This is a genomic window from Psychrobacter sp. JCM 18903, from assembly GCF_000586475.1.
Taxonomy (GTDB): domain Bacteria; phylum Pseudomonadota; class Gammaproteobacteria; order Pseudomonadales; family Moraxellaceae; genus Psychrobacter.
Genome location: NZ_BAWJ01000005.1, coordinates 144,180 through 169,623 on the forward strand (window position 1 = coordinate 144,180; position 25,444 = coordinate 169,623).

The following is a 25,444-nucleotide window of genomic DNA, read 5'->3' on the forward strand; positions in this document are numbered from 1 at the left end:
GTTACTTAATGACCGACTAGCCGTTTTAGTAAAACAGAAAGCCTTCTAATTACTCGCCCTAATATCTATACTCAAGAAACTATTAGCAAGGAAGCTAAACAAATGAATCAAACGACCACACAAAACACTACCAAAAACGCCGATGCTCAAGCGGTCAGCAATGCCAAAAAAAACATGATGACAACCGTCAGTCCAACAAAGCAAAAATTTTATGACTTCTATTTAGCTGAACATCAAAACATGGCTTGTCGCCGCTTACATTTCGCCGGTAGTAGCTTTGGCTTATTGGGACTCGCAAAGTCGGTCAAAACTGCTTCGCCAAAACCATTACTTAAAGGCATCGCTGCTGGATATGCTTGCGCTTGGGTCGGTCATTTTTCTTTGAAAAAAACAAACCTGCCTCGTTCAAATTCCCGCTAAAAAGCTTTGCTAGCGACTTTCGTATGTACAGTGATGTCCTACGCGGTAGACTCAGCTTAAAAGACCGTAAATTTGATAAAATTGGACGATAATAACTCGCCCCTAGCCCAACTAACGTAAAGACTTACGTAATATTTTTCCTACCGCAGTTTTGGGCAATTCATCGATAAACTCGTATGACTGCGGGCGTTTATAACCTGTCAAACGCTCACTTGCAAAGTCTTGTAGCTCCTCTACCGTCAAACTCGAATCTTTTTTGACCACAAACGCTTTGGGTACTTCACCGCTGTGCTCATCTGCAATACCAACCACCGCGACTTCAAGTACTTTCGGATGCTCTGTCAATGCCGCTTCCACTTCGTTTGGATAGACGTTAAATCCTGAAACCAGTATCATGTCTTTTTTGCGATCCACCAGCGTCAAAAATCCATGTTCATCTAGCACACCAATATCACCTGATTTAAAATAGCCATCCTTTGTAAAAGTATCTGCATTGTCTCGTTGCCAGTAACCACGCATGACCTGCGGGCCTTTAATACAAACCTCGCCCCGTGTACCTATTGCACAAGTTGCACCTTGTTCATCAATGATTTTAATATCCATCATCGCAAGTGGCAGACCAACGCTACCATTAAAACGATCTATACCAGGTGGATTAAAAGAGATAACTGGTGCAGTTTCGGACATGCCATAACCTTCATTGATAATCATACCAGTGACTTGTTGCCACTGATCAGATACGGCTTTGATGATTGCGGTGCCGCCACCAATAGATAGTGCCAAGCGACTAAAATCAAGGTTGGCAAACTTTGGATGATGCAGCATACCAATAAATAAGGTATTAACCGAAGGAATAACATGCGGACGATGCTGCTTGATGGTATTGACTAGTCCATCGATATCACGCGGATTGGTGACCAGTATGTCTTCCCAGCCGCCATAAATGCCTAGTAAGCCGCAAACGGTAAATGAGAAGATATGATAGAGCGGCAACGGATTCAGTATTTTGATCTGCTCGCTACGACCCGCTTCAATCGCGTGACCAAACATCGCATAACACTGACAGACATTGGCCATGACATTGTAATGCGTGAGCATCGCGCCTTTTGGCTTGCCGGTCGTGCCACCCGTATATTGCAATAAAGCTAAATCTTCACGCTCGATAGTAACAGGCTGATATTGTTCAGCGTGGTATGCACTCATAATATGGGCAAAGCTTATATTATGCTCTGAGATATAGTTTGCAGCATTATCGGCTGTGGTTTGGCTGGTTTTATTGAATTGACGAGTAGTATCGGTCGACAGTTCAAGTTGGGTAAGCAAGGCAATATCGTTATCAGCAGGTCCAGCATTTGGATTGACGGAACAATGTACAACCAATGACAGTTGCGCTTTGACTGCATCATCTAACTGATCGTAAGCAGAGGTCATACCATCGAGGACAATCAGCACACTAGCTTGAGCATCCGTCAGCTGATGCGCCAATTCATAATGGGTATACATCGGATTGACATTCACCAATACCGCGCCTGCTCGCAGACAACCAAGTAACACCACGGCATACTGCAATATATTGGGTAATTGCACAGCGACCCGGTCGCCTTTATTGATTCCTTGTGCTTGCAAAAAAGCAGCAAAACGGCGGCTGGCAATATCCAATTGTGCAAAGGTAAGGGTGGCGGGCCCCATACTAAAAGCCACAGAATTACCATGCTGATCTATCTTGGGTTGCAATAAATCTAGCAGGTTGTGCTTTCCCTCTAATACATCTAAATTATTTCTTATTCCATATTTCTCATATGAGGCTTGCCATAGCGGTGGCGTATTACTGCTAGGCATATCATTAGTGCTTGTAGTCATCAGTTAGCATCCTTGCTCAATTATCTTGATTCATCTCAGAATAGCATAATTTATTGTTTATTTTGCAATCACCCAAAGAAGGAATTGTCTCCGTCCTAGTTTTTTAATTTATGCAGTCATCGTCAAAAAACCTTTATCTCTTATAGTGAAAATCACAAAAGGATAAATATTGGGGACAAAAAAAACCAGCATGATCTCTCATACTGGTTCTTGTAACTACATACATTTAAAACAGGTCTTAAATGAACCAGGCTCTGAATAAATAAGGTTCTGAATAAATAAGGTTCTGAATAAACAGTTACGCTTTTGCCATTTCTGCAAAAATCTCGTCAGCCGCTTTAATAGAGATATCAATGTCTTCATCGCTATGTTTAATTGACATAAAGCCTGCTTCATAAGCAGACGGTGCCAGATAAATACCGCGATCGAGCATGCCATGGAAGAACGTGTTAAACACCGTCATATCGCACTCTGTCACGTCATCGAAATTCTTTGGCGTGTCAGTTTCATTGTCTTTAACAAAGAACATGCCAAACATACCGCCCAATTTATTGGTACGCATGTTGATGCCGTGTTTGTCAGCCGCCGCTTGAAAACCGTCTACTAGACGATCAACTTTTGCTGCTAACTCGTCATAAAAACCATCTGCCGTTAAGTCTTCAAACATCGCAATACCAGCACGCATCGCTAGCGGGTTGCCTGATAACGTACCCGCTTGATAGACACCGCCAAGTGGGGCGATACAAGACATGACTTCTTTTTTGCCACCGAAAGCGCCAACAGGTAGACCTGCGCCGATGATTTTACCAAAGCAAGTTAAATCAGGGTCGATGCCGAAATGTGCCTGTGCACCACCAAGTCCAACACGAAAGCCCGTCATCACTTCATCAAAGATAAGCACTGCGCCATTGGCGGTACACTCGGCACGCAACGTATCATGGAATTCTTGCGTAGGGATGACCATGTTCATGTTGCCCGCGATTGGCTCTAAGATAACGCAAGCGACTTCTTCGCCCCATTTCTCAAAACAATCTTTAATCGCTTGCGAATCATTATAAGGAATCGTAATCGTGTGCTTAGCAAAATCAGCAGGCACGCCTTTCGAGGTTGGCTCACCGATATCGAGCATACCAGAGCCTGCTTTTACCAGTAAGCTGTCTGAATGACCATGATAGCAGCCTTCAAATTTAACGATTTTGTCACGTTGGGTATAACCACGTGCTAGACGAATCGCGCTCATGGTTGCTTCTGTACCTGAGCTGGTCATACGGATCATTTCAACGCTAGGAACGATCTCGCAAATCTTATCTGCAACGGTTGTTTCAAACGGCGTTGGTGTACCAAAGCTTAGACCATCATCAGCCGCTTTTTTGACCGCATCGATGACTTTTGGATGGGCATGACCCAAAATCATTGGGCCCCAAGAGCCGACGTAATCGATATAAGCATTGTCTTCGGTGTCATAGATTTTACTACCGTTGGCACGGTGCATAAAAATTGGCGTACCACCAACTCCAGCAAAGGCACGGACTGGCGAGTTTACGCCGCCAGGAATATGTTTGCGAGCTTGCGCAAATAGCTGTTCGTTTTTAGTGCTCATAATCATTCTCTACTTATTATTTCTTTAATATTGGTTCTGTCTTATTTTATTAAAAATAATTTTGCGGCTTATTGTTAATGCTTAGCAGATTTTTAAAGCACATTTAATAATTTATGCTTTTTTGACCACAGATGATTTAAGCTTCATTGGGCCAAAACCATCAAGTTTACAGTCAATATCATGACCATCAGAGGCATCGGGCAGCAGGCGAATACCTTTTGCTTTGGTACCGACTTTAATAACGGTCGATGAACCTTTGACTTTTAAGTCTTTAATCACGGTGACGGTATCGCCATCTTGCAGCTCATTTCCGACCGCATCACGAATGACCGCGTCTTGCTCTTCAGCTTGCGCTGCATCAGACTCTGCCGCCGTCCATTCATGAGCACACATGGACATACCAGTAACGCACCATCTTCGTACGTATATTCAGCATCGCATTTTGGGCAATTGGGTAAGCTCATAATTTCCTCGTCAGCCGTGATAAATTGGGTGTATTCTAGAGCTAACATTGTACCGTAACTCGCCAGCTTTAACCAATCGCTTCACTCGTAAATGCGGTGCTGTGACTAATTGATAGATTCGCTCATGTCTTACAGCGGACATTTTTTATCACACAGTGTTTTGTGGTACTCTGCTTTAACTAAATTTGGTTTGATGACCATGTATCTTTAGATGGTAAAAACCTCAATATCTACTTTAGCAATTACTTTAATAACTCAGTGTTCATCACAATATCTGAGGCTATAACTACTTATAACGATAGCTACTTATGAATAGGATAATAATAATGACTCAATCAAGCGTATCGACACTCTCATCAACATTGCCACAATTTGTTCAACTAACAATTCAAGGTGAAGATGCGGAAAAATTCTTACAAGGTCAGCTCACCTCTGATGTCACCAAGCTCGGACTCAGTTATCAAGCAACGGCGCTTAGTAATTTAAAAGGTCGCATTGACTTTGGTCTTTGGATAAAAAAACAAGCCGAAAAGCATTATGATGTGGTTATCAGTGCCGATTGCGCTGAGGCTTTTCAAGCCCATTTAAAAAAGTTCGGTGCCTTTTCAAAATTTGACACCAGTGCGCCCGCGCCCATTTATCCTTGCGTGCTTGATGACGTGCCAACCTTTAGCCATCAAGAAGACCACAATACGCCAGCCTATACCCAAGCGTGGATGCAAGCGAGTCTTGCCATTGGCAACTATTGGATAGTTGCTGCCACCCAAGGTCTGTTTCAGCCACAAGAGCTGCGTCTGCATCAGCGCGGCGGTATGGACTATGACAAAGGCTGCTATCTTGGTCAAGAAGTGATTGCCCGTATTTATTTTAAGGCAGCGCCAAAAGCGTTTTTACATTATGTCAGCGGCGCAGGCGAGGTGCCAGCAGCCGGTGACAAGCTAGAAAAAATTCATGTGGTTAATGCGATTGCCGATGACACTATTAATGGTAATGGTTTTAAAGCATTGGTCGTTGCCCGTCCAGAGCATTTAGCCGATAGTGAGCTTACGATATTAGACTTACCGCCAGCGCTGCAAGCCGATGTTGCACGCCAAAAATAGTACGACATGATGAGTGATGCGTAATAAGCAGCACTCGTCAAAACATTTTTACTAAAAAAGCAGCAGAGTAATCTATGACCCATATTGCGGTACTCGGAGCGGGTGTGGTGGGCGTGACCACCGCATGGTATCTTCGCCAAGCAGGCTACGATGTGACCGTCATTGAGCGTGAGCCAGCTGCTGGTATGCAGACCTCATTTGCCAATGGTGGGCAAATATCTGTCTCGCACGCAACCCCTTGGGCAAACCCTGCGGCTCCAATGAAAGCGCTTAAATGGCTGTTTCGCGAGGATGCACCACTGTTGTATCGCTTGCGTGCTGATAAGGCACAGCTTAAGTGGGCGATGCAGTTTTTGCAAGAATGCCGTGCAGATAGAGCCGATGCCAATCTGGTACAAATGGTACGTTTGGGCTTGTATTCACGAGATGCACTACAACAGCTGCGTGCTGATATTGGTATTGATTACGAGCAGCAAACGCGCGGTATTATGCATTTTTATACCAATCAAGCGGAATTTGATGCCGCTATTGCGCCAACGGAGCGCATGCAAGCGTTAGGCTGTGAGCGTCATATCATCGATATCAATAATGCCGTTAACTTAGAGCCTGCGCTTTACCCTATTGCTCATAAGCTAAAAGGTGCGACTTATACCAGCCGTGATGAATCGGGTAATGCCCATTTATTTACCCAGCGCTTAGCCGAGCGCTGCATAAAGTCTGGCGTGAAGTTTTTATACGATACCGAGATTCTGGCGTTAAACACTGACGCCCATTCTGCTCGCCCGCATGTACATAGTATTACCATTCAACCTAAGGGAGAAAACGCGCAAACCTTTAGTGCAGACAGCCATGTACTAGCCTCGGTAGCTATAGTGTGTCATTACTAAGACCTTTGGGAATACATGCGCCGATATTTCCAGCCAAAGGCTACTCAGCTACTTATCAAATCAACCCCGCGCCCCGCATCTACACCCTTTGTCAGTCTCATTGATGATGAGTTTAAGCTGGTGACATCACGCCTTGGCGACAAGTTACGCGTCGCTGGAACGGCAGAATTTAACGGCTACAATTTGGATTTGAATAGCACACGCTGCGAAGCCATCACGCGCCGTGTGCAGCAGTTATTCCCGAAAGGTATCATTGCCAATTCTGTGCAATATTGGACAGGGCTACGTCCAATGACTCCATCAAATGTGCCGTTAATTGGGCGCGCGCATAGGGGTCAAGTCCGTCATGGCAGTCATAATGTGGATGCTAGTTTTGATAATTTATGGCTCAATACAGGTCATGGTACGCTTGGCTGGACCCATGCTTGCGGTTCTGCAAAGGCGATCAGTTTATTAATACAGGGTGAGACACCGCAAGTCGATTTTGATTTTGTTGGCTTAGGAACGTAAAAATAAGAAACGTAAGAATAAGAAACGTAAAAAAGGCGCTACCAATATAAGTCAGCGCCTTTTTTCTTTATATGGAAGACTTTTATTTTAGAACTATTTTATGCAGCGCTCCCTGATTCCATATCGAAATCAACGTCAGAATCAGCCGTCTCCAAATCAGTCGCTTCTGGCGCGATTGCTTGCAATTGTACTGGGACGCCATTGACTGCCGCATTGCCACTTAGCTGATCGATTAAGGTATCGTCTGTCAAATCATTGACACTGACGCCCGCATGCGCTTGAGCGATTTTTTGTTTTACCCCTTTACGGCCGTGACCCCACCCATGAGGGATACTCACCACTTTGGGCATCAGCTCATCCGTCACTTCTGCTACGATCGTGACACTACCCACACGCGACGTTACTTTTACGTTTTGACCATCCTCAATACCGTACTGTTTCGCCGTTTCAGGATGCAGCATCAAAGTACAGCGCGGCTTACCTTTTACCAAGCGATAGCTGTTGTGTAGCCACGAATTATTGCTGCGTACATGACGACGACCAATCAATAGAATTTGCTTGTCATCATAGTCCTGCATCATCTCCTGCACCCGCTCTAAATCTGCTCGATAAAAATCAACATTAAGATGAATCTGCTTGTCTTTGTGTTTTAACGCTTGTGGCAGCATGGTTTTGAGCGATCCCAAATCAATTCCATGCGGATTTTTCTTCAATTGCTTTAGATTGAGACCCTTATAAGGCCCACGTTTCAGACCTTGATTAAGCACAAATTTCGGACCCAAAACTTTTATTGTTAGGCGTTCGACTTTGGTCGCAAGTACGGCTTTTTTATCCAAGCGTTTTGCTAACCCTAAGTAGATTTGCCAGTCATGTTTGGCACTTCTTTGCTTAGCAAACAATGCCTTTGAATATTTGGCGACGTTATGGACAGCAAAATTGTTAAAGGTGACGTCATAATGATCGCGCTCTAGCGGCGATACCGGCGGCAAAATGATATGCGCATGACGGCTGGTTTCTGTGACAAAGTAGTCAATAGCGACCATAAAGTCTAAGTTGGCAAAAGCCGTATCTAACTTTTCACCATTCGGCGTACTGAGTACAGGGTTGCCCGCGACAGTCATAAATCCTTTTAGCTGCCCCGCCCCTTCTACCAACATCTCATCCGCCATTGCCACGACGGGATAATCGCCATTAAAATCAGGCAAGTTACTCACGCGGCTATGGCGCTTACCTAAATAACCTGGGCCAGAGTTATTGACCACATCAACCGCAGGATTGGGGAACATTATGCCACCCACTTCATCCAAACGACCTGTGACAATATTAATCAGCATAATGAGATACTGACTCAGCAAGCCAAACTCTTGCACCGAAACGCCCATGCGTCCATAACAGACCGAGCTTTCGGCTTCACAAAACTCTTTGACCAGTCGTTTAATCTTAATTGCCGAAATGCCAGTAATATCAGCGACGGACTCGGCGCTATAGTCTTTTGCAAAGTCTGCAATGCGTGCAATCTCTGGCGCGAGCGCGCGGCTCTATTATTGTTAGCGCGTGCCTTGTCCGCATACCCTTGGAGATAAATTTCATTGAGCATGGCAAGCAAGAGCAAAACATCGGTCGCTGGACGAATAAAGTGATGCTCGCTAGCAATGTCGGCGGTTTCGGTGCGCCTTGGGTCGATGACCACTACTTTGCCATCACGGGCTTTGATGTCTTTTAGCTTTTGGCGCATATTTGGCGCTGTCATAATACTACCGTTAGACGCCAGCGGATTACCGCCGATAATAAGCATATATTGGGTACGATTGACGTCAGGCACAGGGATGCGCAGCATATGCCCGAACAGATGCATGCTAACAATGTGATGCGGCAACTGGTCGATGGAAGTCGCAGAAAAGCGACTGCGCGTCTTAATACTGGTTAATAGATGCTTAATGGTTAACATGCCGCCCAAATTATGGACATTAGGATTGCCTAAATAAATCCCGAAAGCGTTTTGACCATGTTTTTTCTGTACCGACTGAATACCAGCTGCCACCTTATCTAACGCCTCAGCCCAACTAATCTCTTTCCAACCGTTAGCCGTTCTCTCAACGGGATGACGCAGGCGATCACTGTCTTCATGCAAATCTTGCAAAGCAGTCGCTTTTGGACAAATATACCCTTTAGAAAATGGATCATCTTTATCGCCTTTAATCGATAATACCTTTGCTCCATCGTGCTTTATTTCAATACCGCACATTGCTTCGCATAAATTGCAGGTTCTAAAATGTGTTTGTTCATCCGTGTGACTCTTTTCACTAGCCATGTCGCGCTCCCTGTTATTTTTTACTATAGTCATTCCACTATAAAAGTATTACTGCGTTAATCTCGTTTGAAGTATTAAATAGACATCTACACTCGGTTGCCTTGTACTACTTTTAAATTGAATCGACTATATCGCTTTCACTATATAAATTCCGTTTTATAAGTTTAATATGGTTGCTAAATTTACTCACCCTAACAATCTTAAAAACACTGAGAATTAGTCAAAGTGCAACATTGATAAGCTGAATGACTAGCTATTTACTCTGTGCCTCTCTTTGGTGAAAAAATGGCTAAAGACGCCATCAAAGTTTTTGCACAATATCTCAATGGCTTGCTGCCGTGAATAACGCTGTTGATGACAGCCCAATATCAATTCATGTACTTGAGCGGCAGCGATATCGACACAGAGATGAACGTCAGATTCGTCAAAAGAGCACTCAGCTGACTGCAATCCCTCTATAAATATCTTAGTCCACTCGTCTCTTATCTCTATGATTAGACTTCCCAACCCGTTACGTTCTATGTTTGAATCAAAGCGCAGACTGTCTTCGAGCAAACGTTGAAATAAAGTGATGTTTTGAAAAGCGGCATCAAAAATCAATGTTAGGCATTCCTGACAACGCTCATTGAAGTCCTCTTTAGACAGCGTTGGATAGTCTTTAAGCATATCTACCCACGCCATGCGCATTGGCGATAAATAATTGTCTTTAAGCTGCTCGCCTAACACCTGCTGCAACGCATCTAAACTATCAAAATGATTATAAAAACTTGGCTGAGCAATACCTGCGCCTTTCGCGATTTTATTCATACTCATACCAAAAGCGCCCTCTACGCTATACAGCTGCAAGGCACTTTTGAGTAACGTATGACGCGTTTTCGCCTTTGCCAGCTCTCGTTTTGTTTCCGGTTTTGTAGCACTTACACTATCAAGTACATTCACTATCAACCTGCCCCAACTTAATCTATAAAACAATTGTTATTTCAACTATAAGGCTATAGCCATTTAAACAAGAAGTCTATCACTAAATGTTTAGCCTTACTTATTCTTGATGATTCGTTTTAACCCATCCTAAAACAATTATAAAAAATAGCCGCCACATTTATGATGACAGCTACTTTTTTATTCCTATATTTACAGCGTGTTACGACGTCATTTTTTATAAATCATCGCCAGACTTGTTAATCCTCTTTACGTATGTCACTGATAAAACACTTCATTCATTACACAAATGGACGATGCATAACATAGCTGTGCAGATCTCAATAATGGAGCAACACTCTCAACATTGCATATACAGACATGGCGATGGTGAGCACTTATATTAGATATCACCAGTTAGCTGATTCATAAGTACTGATAGCAGCTGAGTAAAATGTCGATTAAAGACAGATGGAATAATTGTCTCAATAACCAATTTTATAATAAAAGAAGGAACATAAAAATGAACGAACATACTCTAAAAGGTGAATGGAACCAAATAAAAGGCTCAGTAAAACAAAAATGGGCTGATCTTACTGATGATGATTTATTACACGTTGAAGGTAGCCGTGATAAATTGGTCGGAAAAGTTCAAGAACGTTATGGTCACAGCAAAGATGATGCTGAACGTGAAGTAGACGCATGGCGTACTGAACATAAATACTAGTAGATAATCATGCTTGTAAGAAGTATTAAGATAAAAATCTTATAAGCAGATTATTTAAACGAAAACCGCATTAGTTTCTAATGCGGTTTTTTTATGCTGGACTGATCACCAACTTGATTTATATCAAATAATTCTAAAAGATAAAACTCAAAGTCCAGACACGATAAAACCGCATAGCAATTAACTGTTATGCGGTTTTATTGTTAACCATCCATGTTACCTATCACCACTGTTTCCCATGCATCCTTGCATAAGATTCAGCATATTGTGATACTGGGCATCCTGCCCTTTTTACTACAACTACCAGCATTAACTACTGATAGCAGCAAAGGGTATGTGTCCTTACTCCACTTATCATTATCATCCTGATGCTAATAAGTGAATCATTATCCTTAATGCGGTCAACTCAATCCTTGAGTCACATTCCCTAATGCCGTGTGACTATAATGCCTAATTCCTAACCTGATGTTAAGTCGCGTAAGCGTCATTTCGTGTAAGCATATGCTTACATGATTCATATTCGTTACCTTGATTACAACTTATTAACGCAAAAGACACTAATCATCAAGCTTTGTCCATTATGATAGATAATGTAAGAAAATATTTCAAAGCGCATAATGGTAATGACGATGGTAATAATTAATTTGCCAGTAAGTTATGAATACGATTATATGAAAAATTTATAGAGTGCGTACATGCTCGGCTATCACCAGCAATGATGCGACGGGTAATTTAAAAATATTATAGGATATTGGATCATGAAAACTCTAAAGCCTTTCTCATTTAAGACCGTTATATCTACTGGTCTTGCGGTTGCATTATTGGGCACTACAGTTGGGTGTACCGTCGTCGGTCCAGGATATGATAATTATCCAGTATATGGTGGTAATGATGATTATGGTAACGCTGACTACAACCGTATTAGTCAAAAGCTACGCGCTGATCTGCGCCGTAAAGGCTATCAGGTTATGGATATCAAATCCGATAACTACCGTGGCAATCGCATAATGACCGCTTATGCCAAAAAGAACAACCAAGCATACGAGCTAAAATACACGTATCCTGATCTAAAGCTTATTAGCTCAAATAAAAAAGCTTGGTCTAATGTTTGGCAAGACGATAGATATGACAAAGACCATTACAAGAAAGACAAATATAAAAATAATGGCAAGCATAAGAATAATAAGCACTATAAGAATGACGATATCGAAGATAGCATTAAAAGAGACTCGCGTTATCCAGCAATTAAGCAACGTGCAATCAATAAAATACAAGGCATGGGTTATCGGGTCAACGACATTGAGCTGGAAGAAAAGAACGGACGCGGCGTGTTCGAGATTGAAGCCAAGCGCGGCTCGCAAGAATATGAAATACGACTTGGTTACCCAAACTTAAATGTGATTAAGATTGAAAAAGACTAGAGCATATCCTCCATTCAATTGATAGTTATAGTCAATCCTATATAAATCAGATACGGTGTCAGGCTCGCTTAGTCTACTATTTATAGTATTTTCGCTTGCCTTCCTTGAATCTAAATTATATTGAACCGACTATATTTAAGTGCATTAAAAATGAGATAAGTAAAATAAAGCTATTAAATAAAGTTTTTGGCATCATTGACTACTTGATGCCTTTGGTCAAATAAGCCAGCCCTTGGTTTATTTGACCCTTTTTATAAGAGACGCAAAAACATCTTTGACATCATAAGAGGATTTGATGAACCACCATACTTTATTAAAAACCACTACTAGCACTAGTATGATTGCAGTGTTGCTGACGATAACGACTGGCTGTGTCACCGCACCTGGTTATAATGCTTACGGCGACCTTTACGAAGACATTTATAAAGACAGTAAGGTCTACAAAAAGCACAAGAAGACCATCAACTCCATTGATAAAGAGCTTTATCAGCCTGCTATCGAGCAAAGGGCTGCGAATAAAGTCAGCAATATGGGTTATCGAGTCAAAGACGTCAAATACAAAAAAGGTGACAGTAAAATAAAAGTAAAAGCCAAACGCGGCAGTGAAGATTACAAAATCGAGCTTGGCTATCCGAGTTATAACGTGATTAAAATCAAAAAAGACTGAGAGCTGACCCTAAAAGTCTAATACTTCAATCACATCATAGGCAGGCATTTCATAAGGATGCGCCTGCTTTAACGCCTCGACGACCTCTTTAATATCAGCATCAGCCACTACCATTTCTACTCGCCATTCCTCAACGGTTTCCAGTCGATCATGTGCTCCAATATTCGGATTACTGCCTGCCAGTGGCCTAAATTGCCCTGTCCCCTGCACTTGCCAACAGCACTGTTCATAATTGCCAATCGTCCCAGCGCCCGCCGAAAATAAAGCGGACTTGACCTGCTCTAATGCTGTATCTGGAATAAAAACGGTCAGTTTATACATGTATTACTTCCTTCCAGTCTATTTAGAAAAACAGCCATCAACTATCAATCTTACTATTTTTTGGATAACGAAGGATGGTCTGTCCAAATGTAGCGTAATAACCACTCTTTTGCCTCGCCCGCATAATCAATGCCAATCCGTGGACGCAGCGATACTGGCGGCTTGCAACCGTCGTCTTCTATCCAAACGGCTGATGCTGGATGAATGGATTTGCCATACAAGTCACGGTCGATTTGTAAACGCTTGGTCAGCTTACCGGGACCAGCGAACTGCTTGGGATGAATCAGTTGTTGATCTAAGCTCAATAATTGCTCATCTCGTAGGCGGTCACTATCTTCTGCTAAAAACCCTGCGCGTATCAGCACCGACTCAGGGGAGTCGATAGCACCGCTGATTAAATTGAGCATATGATGGACGCCATAAGTCAAATACACATAAAAAACGCCACCTTGCTCATACATGATTTCAGTGCGCGGCGTTCGACTGCCAGCATGTGAATGACAAGCGGGATCGCTCACACCGATGTAAGCTTCAGTTTCTGAGATGCGCATACGTATTATTTTAGGCGTGCCATCCGTGTCTAACAGCTTTCTACACAGCACTTTACCTATTAAATCAGCAGCGACCACACAGGTTGGTCGAGTAAACCATGATGGCTCTAAAATAGTAGGCTGCGCCGTGGAAGTTTGAGGCGTTGACATTAGTAATGACCTTTTATGCTTTTTATATCATGGAATAATTAATAAGTTAGCATAAAAATACAGCAAGGTATGGCACACAGTGTTTAAGGAATGTTTAAACAAACCTTGCAAGGTCGATATAGCATTCAAAAAGATGATTTTTGCTGAATGAATAAGCATAAAAAAGGAAGAATGAGGTAACATTGGAATGAGGAATGAAACGTAAACTTAGACAAAAAGGAAGTCAAAAAATGAAAGGGATTACACGCTTCTCGAATAGCTTGATGGAAAAATATTTACCAGATCCATTTCTGTTCGTCATTATTTTAACCTTGGTTATTTTTGTAATGGGCTTAGGTTTAACCGACTCTTCACCGGTACAGATGGTGGCGTTTTGGGGTGAAGGCTTCTGGGCTTTGCTGGCATTCTCAATGCAAATGGTGTTGGTGCTAGTAACTGGTTTTGTATTAGCAAGCAGCCCCATATTTAAAAAAGGGCTGGGTAAACTTGCCAGTTTCGCAATCTCGCCAGGTAGTGCGATTATACTGGTCACCTTAGTATCGCTTGCAGCAAGCTGGATTAATTGGGGATTTGGCTTGGTCATTGGGGCATTATTTGCCAAAGAGCTGGCGAAGCGTGTCGAAAATGTCGATTACCGTTTATTGATTGCCAGCGCCTATTCTGGATTTATCATTTGGCATGCCGGATTCTCTGGGTCGATTCCATTATCCATTGCAACAGCAGGCCATCCCTTCGTTGATAAAATCGGTGTTATTCCAACAAGTGCGACCATCTTTGCTAGCTATAACCTAATTATCGTCGCAGCATTGGTTATTATCGTCCCTTTATTAAACCGTCTGATGATGCCAAAAAAAGAAGATACGATTACGGTAGATCCAAAACTTCTAGTAGATCCTATCCCTGAGGATCTGCCAGCCAAATCGGATATGACACCAGCAGAACGCTTAGAAAATAGCTGGATTTTATCAATGGTCATTGGCGTATTGGGCATCGCCTTTATCGTGTATTATTTCGCACAGAACGGTTTTGCTCTAACGCTCGACTTGGTTAACTTTATGTTCTTGTTTCTTGGTATTATATTTCACGGTACACCTCGCAAGTATTTGATTGCAGTTCAAGAAGCGGTTAAAGGTGCAGGCGCTATCATCGTCCAATTTCCTTTTTATGCAGGCATTATGGGAATGATGACAGCTTCGGGGTTGGCAGGTGTGATGTCAGAAGCGTTTGTCAACGTTTCAACAGCGGAGACGCTACCACTTTTTGCTTTCCTCAGTGCAGGACTCGTCAACTTTTTTGTTCCTTCAGGTGGTGGACAATGGGCAGTACAAGCACCAATCATGTTAGAAGCGGCGGAAATGTTGGGCAGTGATCCGTCACGAGTTGCTATGGCTGTAGCATGGGGTGATGCTTGGACAAATATGATTCAGCCATTTTGGGCATTACCAGCACTGGCGATCGCAGGTCTAAAAGCCAAAGATATCATGGGTTTTTGTGTCATCGTGCTGATTGTCAGTGGTGTTGTGATTGGTTTAGGACTCTTGTTTTTATAATAAATCCTATAACTCCAACCTTAACTATTCTAATAGAGGTTGTTCTTATCTTTAGATAATAATGAAGTAAATCAAATAGCAGTGGAGCTATTCAGAATAGCCATATTTGATAATAACGACTACCTTTAGGTCAAAGCCTTTATATTATTAGTCGTAAGATAAACACGAAGATTAATTTAAAATCACAAAAAACTGAGCACATGGCTCAGTTTTTTTTACGCTAAAGATTGACCTGCAGTGCAGTGCCAATCAAATATCTAGCTTAATGGCACACCAATACGGTTAGCCACTTCTTCATAAGCTTCAATGACATCGCCTAATGATTGACGGAAGCGGTCTTTGTCCAGCTTCTTCTTAGTCGTCTTATCCCAAATACGGCAGCCATCTGGTGAGAATTCATCCCCTAAGACGATACGGTCATGGAACACACCAAATTCTAGTTTGAAATCAACTAGTATCAAATCACCTGCTTCGAATAGCGCCTTTAACACCTCATTTACTTGATGAGTCAGCTCTTCCATTTTTGCCAGTTGTGCTTCGGTTGCCCAGCCAAGAGACACAGCAAGTGACTCATTGACCATTGGATCACCCAGCGCATCATCTTTATAAAACAGCTCATAAGTAGGTGGCGTCAATGCTTGCCCTTCTTCTAAGCCCAAACGACGAACCAAGCTGCCCGCAGCAAAGTTACGAACCACGCACTCAACTGGGATCATCTCTAAACGCTTGACCAATACTTCATCTTCAGACAATTGCTTTTCAAAATGCGTTTCGATACCAGCATCAGCCAGTTTTTGCATGATGAAAGCGTTAAAACGATTATTAACGACACCTTTGCGTGCTAATTGCTCAATACGCTTACCATCAAGCGCTGAAGTATCATCACGGAAATGTAGAATCAAAAGATCATTATCTTCAGTTTCATAGACAGATTTGGCTTTGCCTTTATACAGCAGTTGTTGCTTTTGCATTATGGGAGTTCCTGTTCGTTCAAGCTTATGTGGTAAAAACGCGCAGCGACCGCTGATTTTTGTATGACAGAATGAATAATATTTACATTAATCACTGTAAAATGTCAGCGGTATAAATAAGGAAATAGCTTCAATTCGAAAGACTACTGACAGCGCGCTCAGGCTTCGGCAGCTGGTACTGATTACCTGATTCGTTCTGTAATTTCAGCGTATTTGCACCAGCATTAGGAGTTGCATACAAAGGTACAAAAGGCGCTGGTTCTTTGTTAGCAGGCAGCTCTATTGGCACAAGCTTCTTGCTTTGCTGATATTCTAAGCTACCATTGTCACGCTTACCAAGTAAGTTTTTAGCACTTTGGCAACCGCTCAATACTAAGGTACTTCCCAATATTAAGGTCAGCAGCGCAGGGAATATTTTTGCAGTCGGTGATGATGTTTTCATCATATTATCTCTCTGAGTTAGCATTTACACGCATCATTTTATAATAAGTTCGCACGCACCAAGGCGTCATCAATAGTGGCATGATGTTGTTCAGCCAACCATACCAAAGGCAGACGAATACCAGTATCTATCATACCCATTTTATGAAGCGCATATTTGGCTGGGATAGGACTTGACTCAATAAACAAGTCACGGTGTAAATGCTTGACCACATCATGTGCTTTATGAGCCGCATCAAAATCACCACGAAGCGCCGCTGTAAAAGTCTCGCTCATCGCTTTCGGGGCGACGTTGGCAGTGACTGAGATATTACCTTTACCACCAAATGTCATCAAATCAAGCGCCGTACTGTCATCGCCAGATAGCACGACGATTCTATCGCCAACTGCTTTGATCAATTGCTCACCGCGAGCGATAGAGCCTGTGGCATCTTTAATCGCGACGATATTATCGATATCAGCCAGACGTTCTACGGTCTCTTGTGCGATATCAACGACCGTACGTCCTGGCACATTATAAAGCATCTGCGGGATATTCACCGCGCGCGCGATAGCCTTATAATGTTGGTATAAGCCTTCTTGTGGCGGCTTGTTATAATAAGGCGCAACCAATAGCGCACAATCTGCACCAGCGTCGGCAGCATCTTGGGTCAGCTTAATGGCTTCCATCGTATTATTGGCACCTGTTCCAGCAATCACTGGTACACGACCTTTGACATGCTGAACAAAGTAGCGAATGACATCGCTGTGCTCTTGCATAGATAATGTCGCTGACTCGCCAGTAGTACCAACGGCAACGAGACAATGCGTGCCTTGCTCAATCTGCCAATCTATGAGATCCGCCAGACGCTTATAATCAACCGTGCCGTCAGGATGCATGGGCGTTACCAAGGCTACCATTGAGCCTTGTAGTCGGGTTTTGATCTCGTCGTATGCTGTGCTCATAACCGTGCCTTACTGTATTATCCTAGCTTTTTTCAAAGCTGTCACATGATAGGTCGTTGGCAAGTGTCAATGATTATGTCTACGCCTGCACTCATATTGTGTACATTCATAGGCAACATTGGCAATATCTTGCTTGATATTAATGCTAAGTATTTTTTATGATCAATCTTTTTCTATGATAAAAGCGTTCGCAATATAGATACTAAAATTCGTCTTAGCCTTATTTTGCCAATGACCGACAACGCTTATTTAGTACTAAAAATAGAATAATAAAAACGCCTGCTAGTGTAGCATATTTTGATTTGACCGCTATCAATCAATTAACGTTCGATCAATTGAATTGCTGACATACCATTACAACCTATAAACCAACAGCCTTATTATTCAACTCTCAGTTTAGCGCAATGAATCAGCACTGATAAGTCTTTTGAGTCATGTTAACGAATCGTCAACACATCGATAGTGGGGCGATACAAGCGAAAAGGCAACCCTCGTGTACCAATACCGCTACTGACAAAGATTTGCGCACTGCCATGTTGGTATAAACCTCGCTGCTTACCCATGCGGCTATTGTTTAACAGGGTTGACTGCTCGCTACTACGCTCAATATTTTTTTGTTTTTGTGCCAACCATATATTTTTTTGAATCGCCTTTGCCGCCCCAGTAATCAATAGTGGTCGTGGCTGTAAGGATTTTGGCAAATCACTAATACTATCAAATCGTGAAGCCAAGATGATGACGGGCTTCGTGGTATTAGCAATTTCAGCACCAAGCGCGGCTTTATCAGACGCATTTGCCTCTTCAATATCAGCAAATTGTTTAGGAACATCTTGCCAGCCGCAAAGCACGGCGACGGTTGGGCTATTTTCCAAATTTTGCTGTCTAAAACCCTCTTTATTGTTTTTAGAATAGCTCGCACTGGGCATTACTGGAAGCGCATTAGTAGCCCCAGTACATTTGAGTGGCAGCGAGGTACACTGTTGACCAATATAGCTGATATCAAGCACATCAAAGGCACTAGACAACGTATCTTCTAATAACGGCTGTCCTTGCTTGGTCGTATTAATCGATTGATAACGCAAGTCTGAGGTACTCATCACTGTATAAATAGGCTTATTAACCCCTTTAAACAACATGAGCTGACCCACTAAATCAGCACTTGGATAATACAACCAGTCGCCCGTAATCAGCACCGCATCTGCTGGTAACGCATTGATGGTAGCAACCAGTTTACGGATATGACGCGGCTTGCCGCTATACAAGCCTATGCGTAAATCAGCCAATACGGCAACCGTCAACGGTGTGGATAAATCTAAGTCGATTGCATGATGATCTAAACGTAAACGATTGGGTTGTATCACCACGGTATAAAAATAGAACCCCATTGCAAATACAGCCACTAGCACGAGTGATAGTGATAGCTGCGCCAGTATCGGCAGCATGTCTTGCGACCAACCTATCACCAACAGCAAAGCCCAAACGGGCATAGTATAGGCAGCATAGTAGAGTGCCAACTTCAACCAAATACGCATAAAACGTTTGGTAGGATTGGCATTGAACGTTTGTAATCCTGACCACAGTATAATATACGCGAGCAATACTGCTACCGTAGAGATACTTAGGATATAAAGAGCATGGTCAGTCATAATTACCTGATGGTTACGGGAGGGTATGAGCCGAGCAACTGGCTTACCCTATATTAGAACGTATAGAGCGATAAATAAGTCGCTCCATGAATAAGTTAGTGACAGTGTTAGATTATTTTAAGTCATGGGTAAAAAAATCAGCCATTATAGGGGTCGAGCTCTATCATAGACAAGTAGAATTATTGACGCGCCTGTTATGCCATGCTCAATTGCTGCCCCGACTACCCATTACTCCTACCAAGCTATCAAAGCTATCAAAGCTTACTCAATACGTAAACCAATAATCGCGGGAATACCTTGGCGGATAATTTCAATGGTCACTACGCCTTTTTTGGGCAATGATGAGATGGCGCTTGAAAAATCCGTGACCTTTTTAATTGGCTTTTGGTGGAAATTGGTAATCACATCACCTGCCAATAGACCTGAGCGCGCCGCCAATCCCGTTGGGTCAACTGTGGTGACCAAAATACCCGTCTTATTATCCACTGCGATTTCTGCTTGCTCATCAGCGGTCAAGTTACGTAAACGCAAGCCTAACTGCACCTCATCATTCTGCTGATCGCCGCCTTGTGCTCTCACATCATTGGGCGCATAAGTGAGTTTGCCGCTGATGGTCATCTGCTTACCATTACGCTGAATCTGTGCGCGGAAGCTATCGCTCGGTTTGGCACGATTGAGCAAGTTTAATAAATCTGAGGCGCGCATAATTTGCACTTCATTATATTGCAAAATGATATCGCCAGGTTTTAGACCAGCTTTTTGTGCAGGTGAGTCTGGTGATACCCTTGTCAGTAGTGCACCTTGAGGACGATCTAGGTTATAAGCTTCTGCTAAATTGCGATCGATGTCTTGCGGATAAATACCTAAATAAGCACGCACCACTTCGCCATCGGTTTTTAGCTGCTCGTAAATATCCATCGCCGCATCAATCGGAATGGAAAACGACAGACCCATGTAACCACCTGTACCACTAAAGATACGCGAATTAATACCAATCACTTCACCGCGCTGATTAAATAGTGGACCACCTGAGTTACCCGGGTTCAATGCCACGTCTGTTTGGATAAATGGCACGCTGGTATCGCGTGAAAAACTGCGTGATTTAGCACTGACAATGCCCGCCGATGCTGAGTAATCAAAACCGAATGGCGAACCAATGGCTAGTACTGGCTCCCCTACTTTCAGAGCATTTGAGTCGCCGATAGGCAAAGCGGGAAATTGGTTACCCGAGACTTTTAGCACTGCCACATCAGAGCGCTCATCACTACCAACCAAGGTTGCATCAAGCTCCGTTCTATCGTTAAGAGTGACAGTGATTTTATCAGCGCCCTCCACCACATGATGGTTGGTCAGCATATAACCATCGGCTGTGACAAAAAAGGCAGTACCATAAGCATGCTCAATCGCTGGCGTGGCAGCCTGATCAGGAATACGTAAACGATCACCAAAGAACTGCCGTAACAATTCGGCTGTTTGGGCTTGGGCAAGCTCAGCCTCGCTGACGGTCTTGGTGACATTTACGCGGGCAACGGCTGGGGTAACTTGCTGTACTAAGTCAGAAAAATCCGCCGTGGTGACGACAGCTTGAGCGCTCGCCATGGCGGTGGCAGTGACGCCAGTAACCACCGAGGTACTGACAGCAAGCACCAGCGCACTACGTTTTAACCAATGCGGCACATAAAACTTAGATTGCGCTGTAAGCATATTGATAGGCATGTTGTCCTCCATATAAGTAATCGTTGTTATTTTTAATGGTTATGTTTTGGCTACTATCGCTAGTGACGTGTATACGATGTTTTAATTTTAACCAAATCCGTATATGACAAACGTTGCATCGGCACTGAATGTTATGACGGCCAACCTTTTTAGTCGCCATCTAGTCGTTTATTAGATTACTGTTTTTTATACCCTTATGCCATCGACCATTAGCCTTTCCTTATATAAACACCCCAAAACAATGATAATCCTCGCTAGGTGCATGATAAAGGCAGCTACTGTATGATAAGTCATCGTGCTATTTTGTCATTATTCCGATCATGTAGAATAACCCAAGCGCGATTATTTGACCCAGTTATTGTATATTTTTACCGCTGCCTACTGATATCGTACTAGATACGGCCTTGCTCAGCATGAAATAAAAGCATGTTATGATAGCAAGCCAAATAAATTTTTAAGCAAACTAAAGTCTATAAATAATCATTATTGACTATTGTTTTATAAAGCTGGCTATTATCACCCTTATTTTTCATCTTTTGCATCACTAGAATAATGCGATGGTCGATTCAAGATAAATGGATAAAAAAAGTCGCGTGACAGTACTATCAATAATAGACTGAGCGAGCTTGATGCCATATACGATTTATATGAGATTGACGATTTTTTCTAGCAATGCTTTTGTCTTTACTACTCTATAGTAGTTATATCATATCTGGCTCATGTTGTGATTCATGATGGATACCATTGTCGTCGCTTACGTTTTATAGAGATGTGTCTCTATAGCGAGTAGCGTCAACTTATTACTATACTACTGGCAGCCGCTACTCTAAAAAAGCGGTTGATAGCTATAAAATACGACAAGATTATAAAAGGATCAATTTATGGATACCGCCCTATTATTATCTGGCGTGGTTGGGATTGGCATTGCTGCCCAATGGTTGGCTTGGTATTTAAAGCAACCGTCCATTTTATTTTTATTACTGATTGGCATTATCGTGGGCCCAGTGCTGGGAGTCTTCGATCCTGACTTGGTGCTGGGGGAGCTGATGTTCCCCTTCATCTCTTTGGGCGTGGCGATTATCCTATTTGAAGGCTCTCTGACGTTAGAGTTTGACGAGATTAAACAGCATGGCACCGTAGTGCAAATGCTGGTGTCGGTCGGTGTACTTATCACCATTGCTATCGTGGCGTTATCGACTTATCTCTTATTCGATGTCGATCCACTGATTGCTTTGCTGTTCGGTGCGCTCGTGTGCGTCACGGGTCCAACGGTGATTATGCCGCTATTACGTAGTGTGCGTCCCAATAAGACGATCTCTAATATCCTCAAATGGGAAGGTATCATCATTGACCCAATCGGCGCTATTGCCGTGGTTTTGGTCTATGAATACATCATCTCAGGCGGCGAAGCCAGCAGTATCTTATTGTTTGCCAAAATCGTGGTATTAGCGACAGCGATGGGTATGGCAGGCGCTTGGCTGCTTGCCTTCTTGATGCGTCGGCATATGATTCCTGAATTTTTACGCAATGTCTTTACGCTCGCCTTTGTCTTGGTGTTATTTTCAGTATCGAACCATTTAGAGCATGAATCTGGGCTATTGACAGTCACCGTATTGGGCGTGGCATTGGCGAATTGGCCAAAATTTCCACGCGATACGATTTTAGAGTTCAATGAATCTTTAACCATCCTTCTTATCTCTGTGCTGTTTATTATCCTTGCAGCACGTGTAGAGCTGGAAAGCTTACTTAGCGTTGGTTTCGCAGGTCTGGTGTTACTTGCTATCGTCATGTTTGTGGCGCGACCCTTATCCGTTTGGGCATCGTCTATTGGCTCAAACTTAAAGACCAATGAAAAGCTGATGATTAGTTGGATTGGGCCACGTGGTATCGTCGCTGCAGCCATCTCATCACTGTTTGCTATTCGTCTGCAAGAATACGATATCCAAGGTGTTGAACTGCTCGTGCCCTTAGTATTCATGGTCATTATTGGCACGGTTATGATTCAGGGCTTGGGGGCGAAAATAGTCGGCAACTTGCTGGGTGTCCGTGAGCCTGAGACCAATGGTATTCTTATTGTCGGCTCAAATCCCATTGCGCTTTTGGTAGCAACTTCTCTAAAAGATCAGGGCTTTGATGTCATCGTCGCACACAACAACTATACCAATATTGCCCGCGCACGCATGAGCGGTCTGCGTACTTATTTTGGCAATCCTATCTCTGATCATGCCGATCATCATCTTGACCTGATCGGTATCGGTCGTCTGTTTGCCATGAGTATGGACAAAGAGATGAATACCTTGTCTGAGATTCATTATCGTCATGAATTTGGTGAGCGCAAATTGTACCGTCTCAAGTTCAGCGACGAAAAGGTCAAAAGCGAGCGCGATGATAAGCAAGGTAACTTCCACTCGCAGTGGCTATTTGGCAAAGACGTCACCTATACCAAACTTGCCAGCATGCTGTCGAAAAAAGCCCGTATCAAGATTACCAACATCACTGACAGCTATAGCTTTGAGCAATACAAAGCCGACAATAAGCAATTCGTGCCGCTGTATACAATTGACAAAGAAGGCAAGCTACACGTCATTACCGATAAGTTTGATGGCATCGTGCCACGCGATCGCAAGCTCATCTCACTGGTAGTGGAAGATGAAGTACAGCCAAAACCTGTCGACGTGACACCTAAACAAGAGCAGGCGCGACTGGCAGCTGATGCTAACTTTGAGTCCAGCTCAAAAGCACCTGAAAAGCGTAAAGAAAAAGAGCTGAGCGATGATAGTGTTGATGCAACAGAACAACCCACTGCCACTGATAGCGACAGCGCTAAAGAAATAATTGCTGAGCAGGCAATCACTGAGCAGAAAGTCGCTGAGCAAAATGTAGATAACGAGATATCAAACCATTCGAGCAGCAATGCTGAAACTAAAACCACGTCAGACACCTTAAATGACAAAGTGATAGCGTCACAAGATGAGTTTATTGACGTCGTTAATAAAGGCGTCATGTCAGCCAACTCGACAGCGACTTCGAAGGCAATGCCTAAAAATAAAGTGTCTAACAGCAGCCGTACGAATGGTAATGGCAACGCACCTAAAACTAAGAAGGGCGCGCTTGATCCAAATCGTTTACCCGACTCTGGTCAAGATAATACAACCAATGCAAGCTCTGATGTCGATATCACTAAAGGCGATGTCACTAAAAACAATATTATTAACAAAGACAATGTTCAAGAAATTTCAGATAATAAAGCGGTGAATAAACAGGATAAATGATCATTGCCACAGCTTTGATTTAACACAGTTTTGACAATATCTTGATGACTGTTTTGATACTTTATAAAATATCACAGTTTATAGAACACAAAAGCCCCAACGCAATGTTGGGGCTTTTTATTTGGCTAGGTGATGGCTTTATAAAATCAGTGACTAAACATCAAATCTGCCTTGTACTGCCTGCCATACTCGCGCGCTCACCTCATCGGCTGTGCCTGATGCGTCAATGCGCTGTATCCGTTCGGGGTGCTGAGTCGCCAGCGTGTTAAAGCCTTTGTGCACCCAAGTAAAAAACTCGGTCGCTTGCTGCTCAAATCTATCAGCGGCGCTACGTTTATTAGCGCGTGTCATACCTTCTAATACGGGCAAATCCAGCCACAATGTCAGCTCAGGTAGGTGCGGCACAAACTGCTCGATAAGCGATTCAATTTTGGCTCGTACCACCGCATCGCCATGTGCCCGCCCAAAGCCCTGATAAGCAATGGTAGAATCGGTAAAACGATCGCATATTACCCACGTCCCACGTTGTAGCGCTGGCAGAATCACCTGCTGCATATGGTCGCAGCGCGCCGCAAATAGTAGCAATAGCTCTGTATCATCATTGATGTCGGTCGCAGGGTCCAATAATATAGCGCGCAAACGTTCTGCAAATGGGCTACCACCCGGCTCACGGGTACGCAGATACGCAATATTACTATCGTCTAAGCGTGTGCACAGCTGCTCAATGGCAGTCGTTTTTCCTACGCCCTCAGTACCTTCAAAACTGATAAAGCGCCCTTGATTGAGTGCGATATCATTGATGTCATTGCTTGCTTTGGGCTGACTTGTTTTGGGCTGCTTTGCTTGCGACTGGACTGTTTGAGATACATGGTTTTGTATAGGTACTGACATGATATGACCTTATGTCATTGATGAGCGTTATGTCGTTATGTCGTTATGTAGACAGTTGCATAACGCTCAGTTCACGATAGGTTTTGAGAAAAGATAGAGGATTGA

Annotated in this window: 21 protein-coding genes and 2 pseudogenes; 9 read left to right on the top strand and 14 right to left on the bottom strand. The window is 43.1% G+C overall.

What is annotated here, in order from left to right; all coding sequences use genetic code 11:
• Positions 1-174: 174 nt before the first annotated feature.
• Positions 175-512: pseudogene (locus TT12_RS05220) on the top strand (Mpo1-like protein).
• 19 nt (positions 513-531) lie between these two features.
• On the opposite strand, the gene TT12_RS05225 reads toward TT12_RS05220, so the two are convergent.
• The 3 genes and pseudogenes from TT12_RS05225 to TT12_RS05235 form a co-directional block, all read right to left on the bottom strand.
• Positions 532-2,280: an AMP-binding protein gene (locus tag TT12_RS05225; RefSeq protein WP_045452686.1), complete on the bottom strand. Its 1,749-nt coding sequence runs from the start codon at positions 2,278-2,280 to the stop codon at positions 532-534.
• A gap of 298 nt (positions 2,281-2,578) precedes the next feature.
• Positions 2,579-3,880, bottom strand: coding sequence for a glutamate-1-semialdehyde 2,1-aminomutase (gene hemL / locus TT12_RS05230; RefSeq protein ID WP_045452770.1), 1,302 nt, complete (start codon positions 3,878-3,880; stop codon positions 2,579-2,581).
• Between the two features lie 111 nt (positions 3,881-3,991).
• A pseudogene (locus tag TT12_RS05235) lies at positions 3,992-4,344 on the bottom strand (zinc ribbon domain-containing protein YjdM).
• 326 nt (positions 4,345-4,670) lie between these two features.
• On the opposite strand from TT12_RS05235, the gene ygfZ reads away from it, so the two are divergent.
• The 3 genes from ygfZ to TT12_RS19070 all read left to right on the top strand — a co-directional run bounded on the left by ygfZ (position 4,671) and on the right by TT12_RS19070 (position 6,841).
• Positions 4,671-5,444, top strand: coding sequence for a CAF17-like 4Fe-4S cluster assembly/insertion protein YgfZ (gene ygfZ, locus TT12_RS05240; protein WP_045452689.1), 774 nt, complete (start codon positions 4,671-4,673; stop codon positions 5,442-5,444).
• 74 nt (positions 5,445-5,518) lie between these two features.
• Entirely contained in the window at positions 5,519-6,331 is an 813-nt protein-coding gene (locus TT12_RS19065) for an FAD-dependent oxidoreductase (RefSeq protein WP_243443396.1), read from the top strand.
• A 15-nt stretch (positions 6,332-6,346) separates the two neighbouring features.
• Positions 6,347-6,841 (top strand): FAD-dependent oxidoreductase, encoded by a 495-nt coding sequence (locus TT12_RS19070; RefSeq protein WP_243443397.1) that lies wholly within the window; start codon positions 6,347-6,349, stop codon positions 6,839-6,841.
• Positions 6,842-6,939: 98 nt separating this feature from the next.
• Here TT12_RS19070 and TT12_RS16715 read toward each other — a convergent pair whose 3' ends face one another.
• From TT12_RS16715 to TT12_RS05255, 3 genes are all read right to left on the bottom strand, one after another.
• A complete protein-coding gene (locus TT12_RS16715; RefSeq protein ID WP_243443398.1) occupies positions 6,940-8,223 on the bottom strand; it encodes a molybdopterin oxidoreductase family protein in 1,284 nt (427 codons plus the stop codon).
• Positions 8,190-9,152 (bottom strand): molybdopterin-dependent oxidoreductase, encoded by a 963-nt coding sequence (locus tag TT12_RS16720; RefSeq protein WP_243443399.1) that lies wholly within the window; start codon positions 9,150-9,152, stop codon positions 8,190-8,192. The genes TT12_RS16715 and TT12_RS16720 overlap by 34 nt, the downstream gene beginning before the upstream one ends.
• A gap of 249 nt (positions 9,153-9,401) precedes the next feature.
• Positions 9,402-10,091, bottom strand: coding sequence for a TetR/AcrR family transcriptional regulator (locus tag TT12_RS05255; protein ID WP_045452692.1), 690 nt, complete (start codon positions 10,089-10,091; stop codon positions 9,402-9,404).
• A gap of 502 nt (positions 10,092-10,593) precedes the next feature.
• On the opposite strand from TT12_RS05255, the gene TT12_RS05260 reads away from it, so the two are divergent.
• The 3 genes from TT12_RS05260 to TT12_RS05270 all read left to right on the top strand — a co-directional run bounded on the left by TT12_RS05260 (position 10,594) and on the right by TT12_RS05270 (position 12,885).
• A complete protein-coding gene (locus tag TT12_RS05260) occupies positions 10,594-10,797 on the top strand; it encodes a CsbD family protein (RefSeq protein WP_045443240.1) in 204 nt (67 codons plus the stop codon).
• Positions 10,798-11,555: 758 nt separating this feature from the next.
• Positions 11,556-12,218: a PepSY domain-containing protein gene (locus TT12_RS05265; RefSeq protein ID WP_045452695.1), complete on the top strand. Its 663-nt coding sequence runs from the start codon at positions 11,556-11,558 to the stop codon at positions 12,216-12,218.
• Positions 12,219-12,513: 295 nt separating this feature from the next.
• The gene (locus tag TT12_RS05270; RefSeq protein WP_045452698.1) at positions 12,514-12,885 is read left to right on the top strand and encodes a hypothetical protein; all 372 of its coding nucleotides are present in this window, start codon (positions 12,514-12,516) and stop codon (positions 12,883-12,885) included.
• A 9-nt stretch (positions 12,886-12,894) separates the two neighbouring features.
• Here TT12_RS05270 and TT12_RS05275 read toward each other — a convergent pair whose 3' ends face one another.
• A complete protein-coding gene (locus TT12_RS05275) occupies positions 12,895-13,206 on the bottom strand; it encodes a YqfO family protein (RefSeq protein WP_045452700.1) in 312 nt (103 codons plus the stop codon).
• A 53-nt stretch (positions 13,207-13,259) separates the two neighbouring features.
• On the bottom strand, positions 13,260-13,907 hold the full coding sequence (locus TT12_RS05280) for a DNA-3-methyladenine glycosylase (protein ID WP_045452702.1): 648 nt from the start codon (positions 13,905-13,907) through the stop codon (positions 13,260-13,262).
• Between the two features lie 230 nt (positions 13,908-14,137).
• Between TT12_RS05280 and TT12_RS05285 the strand changes: the two genes are divergently transcribed.
• Positions 14,138-15,457 (top strand): short-chain fatty acid transporter, encoded by a 1,320-nt coding sequence (locus tag TT12_RS05285; protein WP_045452703.1) that lies wholly within the window; start codon positions 14,138-14,140, stop codon positions 15,455-15,457.
• Between the two features lie 257 nt (positions 15,458-15,714).
• Here the strand turns inward: TT12_RS05285 and purC are convergent, their stop codons facing one another.
• The 5 genes from purC to TT12_RS05310 all read right to left on the bottom strand — a co-directional run bounded on the left by purC (position 15,715) and on the right by TT12_RS05310 (position 21,176).
• Positions 15,715-16,428, bottom strand: coding sequence for a phosphoribosylaminoimidazolesuccinocarboxamide synthase (gene purC / locus TT12_RS05290; RefSeq protein WP_045452705.1), 714 nt, complete (start codon positions 16,426-16,428; stop codon positions 15,715-15,717).
• 130 nt (positions 16,429-16,558) lie between these two features.
• The gene (locus tag TT12_RS05295) at positions 16,559-16,873 is read right to left on the bottom strand and encodes a hypothetical protein (protein ID WP_227678182.1); all 315 of its coding nucleotides are present in this window, start codon (positions 16,871-16,873) and stop codon (positions 16,559-16,561) included.
• Between the two features lie 35 nt (positions 16,874-16,908).
• On the bottom strand, positions 16,909-17,814 hold the full coding sequence (dapA, locus tag TT12_RS05300; protein ID WP_045452709.1) for a 4-hydroxy-tetrahydrodipicolinate synthase: 906 nt from the start codon (positions 17,812-17,814) through the stop codon (positions 16,909-16,911).
• 437 nt (positions 17,815-18,251) lie between these two features.
• Positions 18,252-19,460 (bottom strand): metallophosphoesterase family protein, encoded by a 1,209-nt coding sequence (locus TT12_RS05305; protein ID WP_045452713.1) that lies wholly within the window; start codon positions 19,458-19,460, stop codon positions 18,252-18,254.
• Between the two features lie 261 nt (positions 19,461-19,721).
• Complete coding sequence (locus TT12_RS05310) at positions 19,722-21,176, bottom strand: Do family serine endopeptidase (RefSeq protein WP_045452716.1); 1,455 nt, start codon at positions 21,174-21,176, stop codon at positions 19,722-19,724.
• A gap of 881 nt (positions 21,177-22,057) precedes the next feature.
• Here TT12_RS05310 and TT12_RS05315 point away from each other — a divergent pair.
• On the top strand, positions 22,058-24,448 hold the full coding sequence (locus TT12_RS05315; RefSeq protein ID WP_227679004.1) for a cation:proton antiporter domain-containing protein: 2,391 nt from the start codon (positions 22,058-22,060) through the stop codon (positions 24,446-24,448).
• A 153-nt stretch (positions 24,449-24,601) separates the two neighbouring features.
• Here the strand turns inward: TT12_RS05315 and tmk are convergent, their stop codons facing one another.
• Positions 24,602-25,339, bottom strand: coding sequence for a dTMP kinase (gene tmk / locus TT12_RS05320; protein WP_201605952.1), 738 nt, complete (start codon positions 25,337-25,339; stop codon positions 24,602-24,604).
• Positions 25,340-25,444: the final 105 nt, after the last annotated feature.

What these genes read in the sequence shown, in the direction of transcription:
- TT12_RS05295 (WP_227678182.1), bottom strand. Translation starts at nt 16,873, where the DNA reads ATGATGAAAACATCATCACCGACTGCAAAAATATTCCCTGCGCTGCTG.
- tmk (WP_201605952.1), bottom strand. Translation starts at nt 25,339, where the DNA reads ATGTCAGTACCTATACAAAACCATGTATCTCAAACAGTCCAGTCGCAA.
- TT12_RS05315 (WP_227679004.1), top strand. Translation starts at nt 22,058, where the DNA reads ATGGATACCGCCCTATTATTATCTGGCGTGGTTGGGATTGGCATTGCT.
- TT12_RS05310 (WP_045452716.1), bottom strand. Translation starts at nt 21,176, where the DNA reads ATGCCTATCAATATGCTTACAGCGCAATCTAAGTTTTATGTGCCGCAT.
- TT12_RS05305 (WP_045452713.1), bottom strand. Translation starts at nt 19,460, where the DNA reads ATGACTGACCATGCTCTTTATATCCTAAGTATCTCTACGGTAGCAGTA.
- dapA (WP_045452709.1), bottom strand. Translation starts at nt 17,814, where the DNA reads ATGAGCACAGCATACGACGAGATCAAAACCCGACTACAAGGCTCAATG.
- TT12_RS19065 (WP_243443396.1), top strand. Translation starts at nt 5,519, where the DNA reads ATGACCCATATTGCGGTACTCGGAGCGGGTGTGGTGGGCGTGACCACC.
- TT12_RS05285 (WP_045452703.1), top strand. Translation starts at nt 14,138, where the DNA reads ATGAAAGGGATTACACGCTTCTCGAATAGCTTGATGGAAAAATATTTA.
- TT12_RS19070 (WP_243443397.1), top strand. Translation starts at nt 6,347, where the DNA reads ATGCGCCGATATTTCCAGCCAAAGGCTACTCAGCTACTTATCAAATCA.
- TT12_RS05270 (WP_045452698.1), top strand. Translation starts at nt 12,514, where the DNA reads ATGAACCACCATACTTTATTAAAAACCACTACTAGCACTAGTATGATT.
- purC (WP_045452705.1), bottom strand. Translation starts at nt 16,428, where the DNA reads ATGCAAAAGCAACAACTGCTGTATAAAGGCAAAGCCAAATCTGTCTAT.
- ygfZ (WP_045452689.1), top strand. Translation starts at nt 4,671, where the DNA reads ATGACTCAATCAAGCGTATCGACACTCTCATCAACATTGCCACAATTT.
- TT12_RS05275 (WP_045452700.1), bottom strand. Translation starts at nt 13,206, where the DNA reads ATGTATAAACTGACCGTTTTTATTCCAGATACAGCATTAGAGCAGGTC.
- TT12_RS05225 (WP_045452686.1), bottom strand. Translation starts at nt 2,280, where the DNA reads ATGACTACAAGCACTAATGATATGCCTAGCAGTAATACGCCACCGCTA.
- hemL (WP_045452770.1), bottom strand. Translation starts at nt 3,880, where the DNA reads ATGAGCACTAAAAACGAACAGCTATTTGCGCAAGCTCGCAAACATATT.
- TT12_RS05265 (WP_045452695.1), top strand. Translation starts at nt 11,556, where the DNA reads ATGAAAACTCTAAAGCCTTTCTCATTTAAGACCGTTATATCTACTGGT.
- TT12_RS05280 (WP_045452702.1), bottom strand. Translation starts at nt 13,907, where the DNA reads ATGTCAACGCCTCAAACTTCCACGGCGCAGCCTACTATTTTAGAGCCA.
- TT12_RS16720 (WP_243443399.1), bottom strand. Translation starts at nt 9,152, where the DNA reads ATGGCTAGTGAAAAGAGTCACACGGATGAACAAACACATTTTAGAACC.
- TT12_RS05260 (WP_045443240.1), top strand. Translation starts at nt 10,594, where the DNA reads ATGAACGAACATACTCTAAAAGGTGAATGGAACCAAATAAAAGGCTCA.
- TT12_RS16715 (WP_243443398.1), bottom strand. Translation starts at nt 8,223, where the DNA reads ATGGGCGTTTCGGTGCAAGAGTTTGGCTTGCTGAGTCAGTATCTCATT.